We start from the raw sequence: 7296 nt of genomic DNA on the forward strand, positions 1-7296 counted from the left end.
GTGGCGCTGGCTTGGTACATGCCAGTTCTACGGGCAACAGGCAGCAGTCCAAGCCGAAGACCGCATCGTCAGCCCCTCTTGGGCCCGTCGATCACCTCGGCCGCGGTGCGAAAGCCCTCGACCGCCGCAGGCAGGCCGCAGTAGATGCTGGCGTGCAGCAGCACCTCCTGGATCTCCGCCGGCGTAGCGCCATTGTTGAGCGCGCCACGCACATGGCCCTTGAGCTCATGCTGCTTGCCCAGCGCCGTGAGAAAAGCCACGGTGATCAGACTGCGCGTTTTCATGTCCAACCCCGGTCGCTGCCACACATCGCCCCAGGCGTTGCGGGTGATGAACTCCTGAATGGGCTGGGTGAAGTCTGTGGCATTGCCAAAGGCATTGGCCACAAAGTCTTCACCCATGACCTGCTTACGCGTGGCCAGGCCTTTATCGAAGTCTTTTGTGGAGGGGTTGGATGGTTGCGTCATGCGGGTTCTCCGATGGAGTGGGGGCCGCCATCGTAGCCGCCCCCATGCGGGCACAAAGAAAAACGCCCCCTGAGACGTCCCTCAGGACCCGCAGTAGGCGTTGCCACAACGCTCAGGCCTTGGCTGCCGCCAAGTCAAACCGGTCCAGGTTCATGACCTTGGTCCAGGCGCGCAAGAAGTCCTGCACAAACACCGCCTGGGCGTCACTGCTGGCATAAACCTCGGCCAGCGCACGCAGCACCGCATTGGAGCCGAACACCAGGTCGGCCACCGTGCCGCTCCACCTTTTGGCGCCCGTGCCGCGATCCACACCTTCCAAGACGCCCGCCAAAGTGGCGGACTTCTGCCATTGGGTGCGCATGTCGAGCAGGTTCACAAAGAAGTCGTTGCTCAGCGCGCCGGGACGCTGCGTGAAGACACCATGCGGCGCCTGGCCCACATTGGCGCCTAGCACGCGCAGGCCACCGATCAGCACCGTCATCTCCGGCGCAGTCAAGGTCAGCTGGTTGGCGCGGTCCACCAACAGCTCGGCCACGGCACCTTCCAGGCCGGGGCGCACGTAGTTGCGGAAACCATCGGCCACGGGCTCCATGACTTCGAACGAAGGCACATCGGTCTGATCCTGCGAGGCATCGGTGCGACCAGGCGTGAAAGGTACGGTCACGTCTTGCCCAGCCTGCTTGGCCGCAGCCTCCACCGCAGCACCACCGGCAAGCACGATCAGGTCGGCCAGCGAGATCTTCTTGCCGCCCGTCTGCCCTGCGTTGAACGCGCTCTGGATCTTTTCGAGCTGGCCCAGCACCTTGGCTAATTGAGCAGGCTGGTTCACAGCCCAGTCCTTCTGCGGCGCCAGGCGGATGCGGGCCCCGTTGGCGCCACCGCGCTTGTCGCCGCCCCGGAATGTGGATGCAGAGGCCCAGGCGGCAGACACCAGCTCGGCCACGGACAGGCCTGAGGCCAGCACCTGGGCCTTGAGCGCTGCGATGTCCTGCGCATCGACCAGCGCGTGGTCCAACGCCGGGATCGGGTCTTGCCAGACCAGCACTTCGGCCGGCACCTCGGGGCCGAGGTAGCGGGCGCGCGGCCCCATGTCGCGGTGTGTGAGCTTGAACCAAGCACGGGCAAACGCATCGGCAAATTGCTCAGGGTGCTCCAGGAACCGGCGCGAGATCTTCTCGTAGGCAGGATCAAAGCGCAGCGACAAATCGGTCGTCAGCATGGTGGGCACCAGCTTCTTCGAGGGGTCGTGTGCATGCGGGATCGTCGCGGCCGCACCCTTGGCCGTCCACTGGTGGGCACCGGCCGGGCTCTTGGTCAGCTCCCATTCGTAGCCGAACAGGTTTTCGAGAAAGTTGTTGCTCCACTGCGTGGGCGTGGTGGTCCAGGTCACTTCCAGGCCGCTGGTGATGGTGTCACCGCCCTTGCCGGAACCATGGCTGCTCTTCCAGCCCAAGCCCTGCTCTTCAATGCCCGCACCCTCGGGCTCCTTGCCCACCAGAGCAGCGTCGCCTGCACCATGGGTCTTGCCAAAAGTGTGGCCACCCGCAATGAGTGCCACGGTCTCTTCATCGTCCATGGCCATGCGCGCAAAGGTGTCGCGGATGTCACGCGCCGCGGCGATGGGGTCGGGGTTGCCGTTGGGGCCTTCGGGGTTCACGTAGATCAGCCCCATCTGCACGGCGGCCAGGGGGTTGGCAAGGTCGCGCTCGCCGCTGTAACGCTTGTCGCCGCCCAGCCAGGTGTTTTCTGCACCCCAGTACACGTTTTCGTCCGGCTCCCACACATCGGGGCGGCCACCGGCAAAGCCGAAGGTCTTGAAGCCCATGGATTCGAGCGCCACGTTGCCCGTCAGGATCATCAGGTCAGCCCACGAAATCTTGCGGCCGTACTTTTGCTTGATGGGCCAGAGCAGGCGGCGCGCCTTGTCCAGATTGGCGTTGTCCGGCCAGCTGTTGAGCGGCGCAAAACGCTGCTGACCGGCCCCTGCACCACCGCGCCCGTCGGCCAGACGGTAGGTGCCCGCGCTGTGCCAGGCCATGCGGATGAACAGCGGGCCATAGTGGCCAAAGTCGGCCGGCCACCAGTCCTGCGAATCGGTCATCAGTGCGTGCAAGTCTTTCTTGACGGCCGAGAGGTCCAGACTTTTGAATTCTTCAGCGTAGTTGAAGCCCTCGCCCATCGGGTCGGTGAGCGGCGAGTTCTGGTTCAACGGGCGGAGATTGAGCTGGTTGGGCCACCAGTCGGCATTGCGGGGCCCCGTGGGGACGGCCTTGGTGTGGTCAAAGGGGCACTTGGCTTCGGTGGTCATGGGGCATCTCCTTGGTGAATGCGGTCAACAGAACAATGAAGTGCATCGTAGAAGCAGCTCGAAAATATGTAAATTAAATCAAGCAAATTTAGCCAATAGCAAATATTTATAGATCGCAGACCATAGATACAGCAGACACAGCGCCGTACCGGCGTGCGTCCTCAAAATGAGGACAACGCGGCACGTGGCTTCCATGCGCTTGCCAGGTGCACTCCTCTCCAACGGTCGGCCAATCGTGATACGGTCCCCCCACGCAACAACCGTTGGAGACATCCTTGAGCACCGCTTCCCGCTACCCCTTCCCCGACCTGAACACCCTGCCCGAAGACATCCGCACACGCATCGTTGAAGTGCAGGAAAAGGCGGGCTTCATCCCCAACGTGTTTCTGGCGTTCGCGCGCCGCCCCGCCGAGTGGCGCGCTTTCTTCGCGTACCACGATGCACTCATGCTGAAAGAGGAAGGCAGCCTGACCAAGGGCGAGCGCGAGATGATCGTCACCACCACCAGCGCGGCCAACCAGTGCCTGTACTGCGTGGTGGCGCATGGCGCGATCCTGCGCATCTATGAAAAGAAACCCCTCATCGCCGACCAGGTGGCCGTGAACTACCGCAAGGCAGACATCAGCCCGCGCGAGCGGGCCATGCTAGACTTTGCAATGAAGGTCTGCCAGCGCTCGCACGAGATCGAGGACGCCGACTTCGCCGCCCTGCACGCCCACGGCTTTGACGACGAGGACATCTGGGACATCGCGGCCATCACGGCGTTCTTCGGGCTCAGCAACCGCATGGCCAGCTTTGCGGGCATGTTGCCCAACCCAGAGTTCTATCTGATGGGCCGTGTTCCCAAGCAGAAGTAAAGCAGCACAACAGGGCGCGGCGGCGAGCCAAAATACTATGCTTTTGATAGCATAAAGCGCTTATCCATCGCGCGCAGAGGCCCTTTTTCTGCCTTGATTCAGTCTGCCGAGACCAGCGCCCGCATCCAGTCCGGCAGCGGCGCTGCCTTCTGCTGCGGGAAGTCCACCCAGATGGTAGTGGCCCCGCCCGCCGCGCAGATCAAGCCGGGCTGGTCCACCCGCTCCATCGTGCCCCAGGTCTCGAACGTGGTGCGACCGGGGTCGCTCACGTAGAGCTTGAGCAGCACATCGGCCGGGTATTCGAGCTGCTTGTAGAAATTGCAAAACGCGTTGACGATCACCGGCCCCTGCCCGCGCGGGTCGGGGTTGCAGCCGACCGACACCATCCAGTCGATGCGCGCGGTTTCCAGGTAGCGGAAGTACACGGTGTTGTTGACATGGCCCATGGCATCCATGTCGCCCCAGCGCACGGGGAAGCGCATCTCGAAGACCAGCTTCTTAGCTTCAGGAATTTCAATCTTCATCGATAGTCCAGGTTGGTGGTACCGCCCAGCGCTCTGCAACTGGGGCGCCCCCAGGCCAGCGCCACAGTGGAACTGGCTCTGCTAGGCCACCGGTGCCATCCCCCTCGGGGGATGGCGCGCAGCGCCTCAGGGGGGCTTCCTATACGGCGAAACCATCGTCCGCCGCAATCACCGCGCCGTTGATGAAATGGCTCTGGTCACTGGCCAGCATGACCAGCAGTGCGTCCAGGTCTTGTGCGTTGCCAACGCGCTTGCGGGGCAGCATGTCGATGAGCTTCTTGCCTTGCTCGGTTTGCCAGTGGTGGTGGTTGATTTCGGTGTCGATGTAGCCGGGGCAGATGGCGTTGGTGTTGATGCCGAACTTGCCCCACTCCATGGCCATGGCCCGGGTCATCTGCACCACGGCGGCCTTGCTCATGCAATAGGCGCCGATCTGAGGCAGCACCTTGAGCCCGGCCATCGACGCAATGTTGATGATCCGCCCCCCGGTGAAGCTGCCCGGCGCTGCCCCACGCGAGCGGGCCAGCATGCGTTTGCCCACCTCTTGCGCCACAAAAAAAGCGCCCTTCACATTGGTGTCGAAGATGAAGTCGTAATCCTCGGGCGTCACGTCCTGCAAGCGCTGCGTGGTGCTCACGCCCGAGTTGTTGACCAGGATATCGATCGAGCCCATTTCGGTCTCGGCATGGGCCACTGCGGACTTGATGGAATCGTGGTCGGTCACGTCCAGCTCAATCACATGGGCGTCACCGCCCTCGCCTTCGATGTGGGCACGCAGTTCCTTGAGCTTCTCTACCCGACGACTGGCCAGCACCACACCGGCCCCGGCACGTGCCAGCGTGCGCGCAAACTGTGCACCCAGGCCGCTGGACGCGCCTGTGACGAAGGCCACGCGGCCTGACAAGTCGATGCTGTATGCCATTTAGAGTCTCCCTACTGGATCAAAATAGAACGGTCGTTCGATTGTCTATATTCCGTGAATACAATCAGTCGCCAGACAGACAGGGCGCGGTCGGCGCTCTGTAGAAAATAATCCATTATCAAACGCCCGACGAGAAGCACATGACCAACGAAGAAATCCTCGCCCAGTACGGCCCCCGCGAATCCATGGAATACGACGTGGTGGTCGTTGGCGGCGGCCCTGGCGGTCTTGCCACTGCGATCCGGCTGAAGCAACTGGCAGCCGAAAAAGGACAGGATGTGTCGGTCGTGGTGCTCGAAAAGGGCTCCGAGCCTGGCGCTCACATCCTGTCGGGCGCCATCATGGACCCCAAGGCCCTCACCGAGCTGATCCCCGACTGGAAAAAGCGCGGCGCCCCGCTCAACCAGCCTGTCACTGACGACGCCTACATCTTCCTGTCGGAAAAGTCGGGCTTTCGCGTGCCCAACATGTTCCTGCCCCCGTTTGCGCACAACCACGGCAACTACATCATCAGCCTGGGCGCACTCACCAAGTGGCTGGGCGAACAGGCCGAAGCCCTGGGCGTGGAGATCTTCCCTGGCTTCACTGCGGCGGAAGTGCTCTACAACGACAACGGTTCCGTCAAGGGCGTGGCCACCGGCAACTTGGGGCTAGGCAAGGATGGCGAACCCACCGAGAACTTCCAGTTGGGCATGGAGCTGCTGGGCAAGTACACCGTGTTTGCCGAAGGCGCACGCGGCCACCTGGGCAAGCAGCTGATTGCCCGCTACAAGCTCGACGAAGGCCGCGACCCACAGAGCTTTGGCATTGGCGTGAAGGAACTCTGGGAAATCGACCCCAAGAAGCACCAGCCCGGCTTTGTGATGCACACCGCTGGCTGGCCCATGGAAAACGACACCTACGGCGGCGCCTTCCTGTACCACCTGGAAGGCAACAAGGTGGCCCTGGGCTTCGTCACCGGCCTGGGTTATGCCAACCCGTACCTGAGCCCGTTCGAGGAATTCCAGCGTTGGAAGACGCACCCGAACGTCCGCTACTACTTCGAGAACGAAAAGGGCGAGATCACGGCCAAGCGCCTGTCTTACGGCGCGCGCGCCATCAATGCCAGCGGCATCAACGCCCTGCCCAAGACGGTGTTCCCGGGCGGCGCGCTGGTGGGCTGCAATGCGGGCTACCTGAACGTGGGCCGCATCAAGGGCAGCCACGCTGCCATCAAGACCGGCATGCTGGCCGCCGAAGCCGCCTACGACGCCGTGGTGGCGGGCCGCCAGCACGATGAACTGAGCGCCTACCCCGAAGCCTTCGAGGCAAGCTGGCTCTACACCGAACTGAACAAGGACCGCAACTTCAAGAACTGGTTCAAGTACGGCCTGACCACGGCCACGCTGATGAACGGCTTCGAGCAGTTCGTGCTGCGCGGCCATATCCCCTGGACGCTGCACCGCGACAAGCCCGACCACGCGTACCTGAAGCCCGCCGCCGAGTGCAAGCCCATCGTCTACCCCAAGCCCGATGGCAAGCTGACGTTTGATCGCCTCTCCAGCGTGTTCATCAGCAACACCAACCACGAAGAAAACCAGCCCGCCCACCTCACGCTCAAGGACGCGAGCGTGCCGGTGAATATCAACCTGGCCAAATACGCAGGCCCCGAGGCCCGCTACTGCCCCGCCGGCGTGTACGAGTTTGTGGCCGATGAAGCCAAGGACGGCAACGCACAGCGCCTGCAGATCAACGCGCAGAACTGCGTGCACTGCAAGACCTGCGACATCAAGGACCCCACGCAGAACATCGTGTGGGTCACACCCGAAGGCGGCGGTGGCCCGAACTACTCTGGCATGTAATCAAAACTGATAGCAAACAATGCTTGAGGGGCCCGCGCAGGGCCCCTTTTTTTATTCAAACTGATCCGACAAACAGCGGCAGATCGGCCTTCTTGAGTGTGCGCAACACGAAACTGGATCGGCTGTGACGTATGCCCTTGATCTTGTAGAGCTTCTCGCGCAGCAGGCGTTCGTAGTCGCGCGTGTCTTTCACCACCACGCGCAGCAGGTAGTCGTAATCGCCCGACACCAGGTGCGCCTCGATCACCTCGGGAATGCTGGCCAGTGTCTCGCCAAATTTTTCAAGGGTGTTGTCGGAGTGGCTGTCGAGCGTGACCTGCACCAGCACCGTGTCGGCCAGATCCAGCGACTGCGGGTTGATGCGCACCGTGTAACCC

7 protein-coding genes are annotated in these 7296 nt (G+C 62.5%); 2 read left to right on the top strand and 5 right to left on the bottom strand.

Annotated features, from left to right (window positions below):
- Window positions 1-68: 68 nt before the first annotated feature.
- Both DBR12_RS12575 and katG read right to left on the bottom strand, forming a co-directional pair.
- Window positions 69-467: a carboxymuconolactone decarboxylase family protein gene (locus DBR12_RS12575; RefSeq protein WP_108617555.1), complete on the bottom strand. Its 399-nt coding sequence runs from the start codon at window positions 465-467 to the stop codon at window positions 69-71.
- Window positions 468-579: 112 nt separating this feature from the next.
- Window positions 580-2775 carry a catalase/peroxidase HPI gene (gene katG, locus DBR12_RS12580; RefSeq protein ID WP_108617556.1) on the bottom strand — a complete coding sequence of 732 codons (2196 nt, stop codon included), beginning with the start codon at window positions 2773-2775 and terminating at the stop codon, window positions 580-582.
- A 275-nt stretch (window positions 2776-3050) separates the two neighbouring features.
- Here katG and DBR12_RS12585 point away from each other — a divergent pair, with 275 nt between their 5' ends.
- A complete protein-coding gene (locus tag DBR12_RS12585) occupies window positions 3051-3632 on the top strand; it encodes a peroxidase-related enzyme (protein WP_108617565.1) in 582 nt (193 codons plus the stop codon).
- A 98-nt stretch (window positions 3633-3730) separates the two neighbouring features.
- Here the strand turns inward: DBR12_RS12585 and DBR12_RS12590 are convergent, their stop codons facing one another.
- Both DBR12_RS12590 and DBR12_RS12595 read right to left on the bottom strand, forming a co-directional pair.
- Window positions 3731-4156 (bottom strand): thioesterase family protein, encoded by a 426-nt coding sequence (locus tag DBR12_RS12590; RefSeq protein WP_108617557.1) that lies wholly within the window; start codon window positions 4154-4156, stop codon window positions 3731-3733.
- A gap of 139 nt (window positions 4157-4295) precedes the next feature.
- The gene (locus DBR12_RS12595; RefSeq protein ID WP_108617558.1) at window positions 4296-5078 is read right to left on the bottom strand and encodes an SDR family oxidoreductase; all 783 of its coding nucleotides are present in this window, start codon (window positions 5076-5078) and stop codon (window positions 4296-4298) included.
- 140 nt (window positions 5079-5218) lie between these two features.
- On the opposite strand from DBR12_RS12595, the gene DBR12_RS12600 reads away from it, so the two are divergent.
- Entirely contained in the window at window positions 5219-6919 is a 1701-nt protein-coding gene (locus DBR12_RS12600) for an electron transfer flavoprotein-ubiquinone oxidoreductase (RefSeq protein ID WP_108617559.1), read from the top strand.
- A 55-nt stretch (window positions 6920-6974) separates the two neighbouring features.
- On the opposite strand, the gene DBR12_RS12605 is transcribed toward DBR12_RS12600, so the two are convergent.
- A partial coding sequence (locus DBR12_RS12605) for an Lrp/AsnC family transcriptional regulator (RefSeq protein WP_233244431.1) occupies window positions 6975-7296 on the bottom strand: 322 nt, incomplete at its 5' end.

This window comes from Acidovorax sp. HMWF029 (genome assembly GCF_003060895.1).
Classification (GTDB): domain Bacteria; phylum Pseudomonadota; class Gammaproteobacteria; order Burkholderiales; family Burkholderiaceae_C; genus Acidovorax.

Excerpts from the sequence above, each read along its gene's own strand:
- DBR12_RS12575 (WP_108617555.1), bottom strand. The coding sequence starts at position 467 with ATGACGCAACCATCCAACCCCTCCACAAAAGACTTCGATAAAGGCCTG.
- katG (WP_108617556.1), bottom strand. The coding sequence starts at position 2,775 with ATGACCACCGAAGCCAAGTGCCCCTTTGACCACACCAAGGCCGTCCCC.
- DBR12_RS12590 (WP_108617557.1), bottom strand. The coding sequence starts at position 4,156 with ATGAAGATTGAAATTCCTGAAGCTAAGAAGCTGGTCTTCGAGATGCGC.
- DBR12_RS12595 (WP_108617558.1), bottom strand. The coding sequence starts at position 5,078 with ATGGCATACAGCATCGACTTGTCAGGCCGCGTGGCCTTCGTCACAGGC.
- DBR12_RS12600 (WP_108617559.1), top strand. The coding sequence starts at position 5,219 with ATGACCAACGAAGAAATCCTCGCCCAGTACGGCCCCCGCGAATCCATG.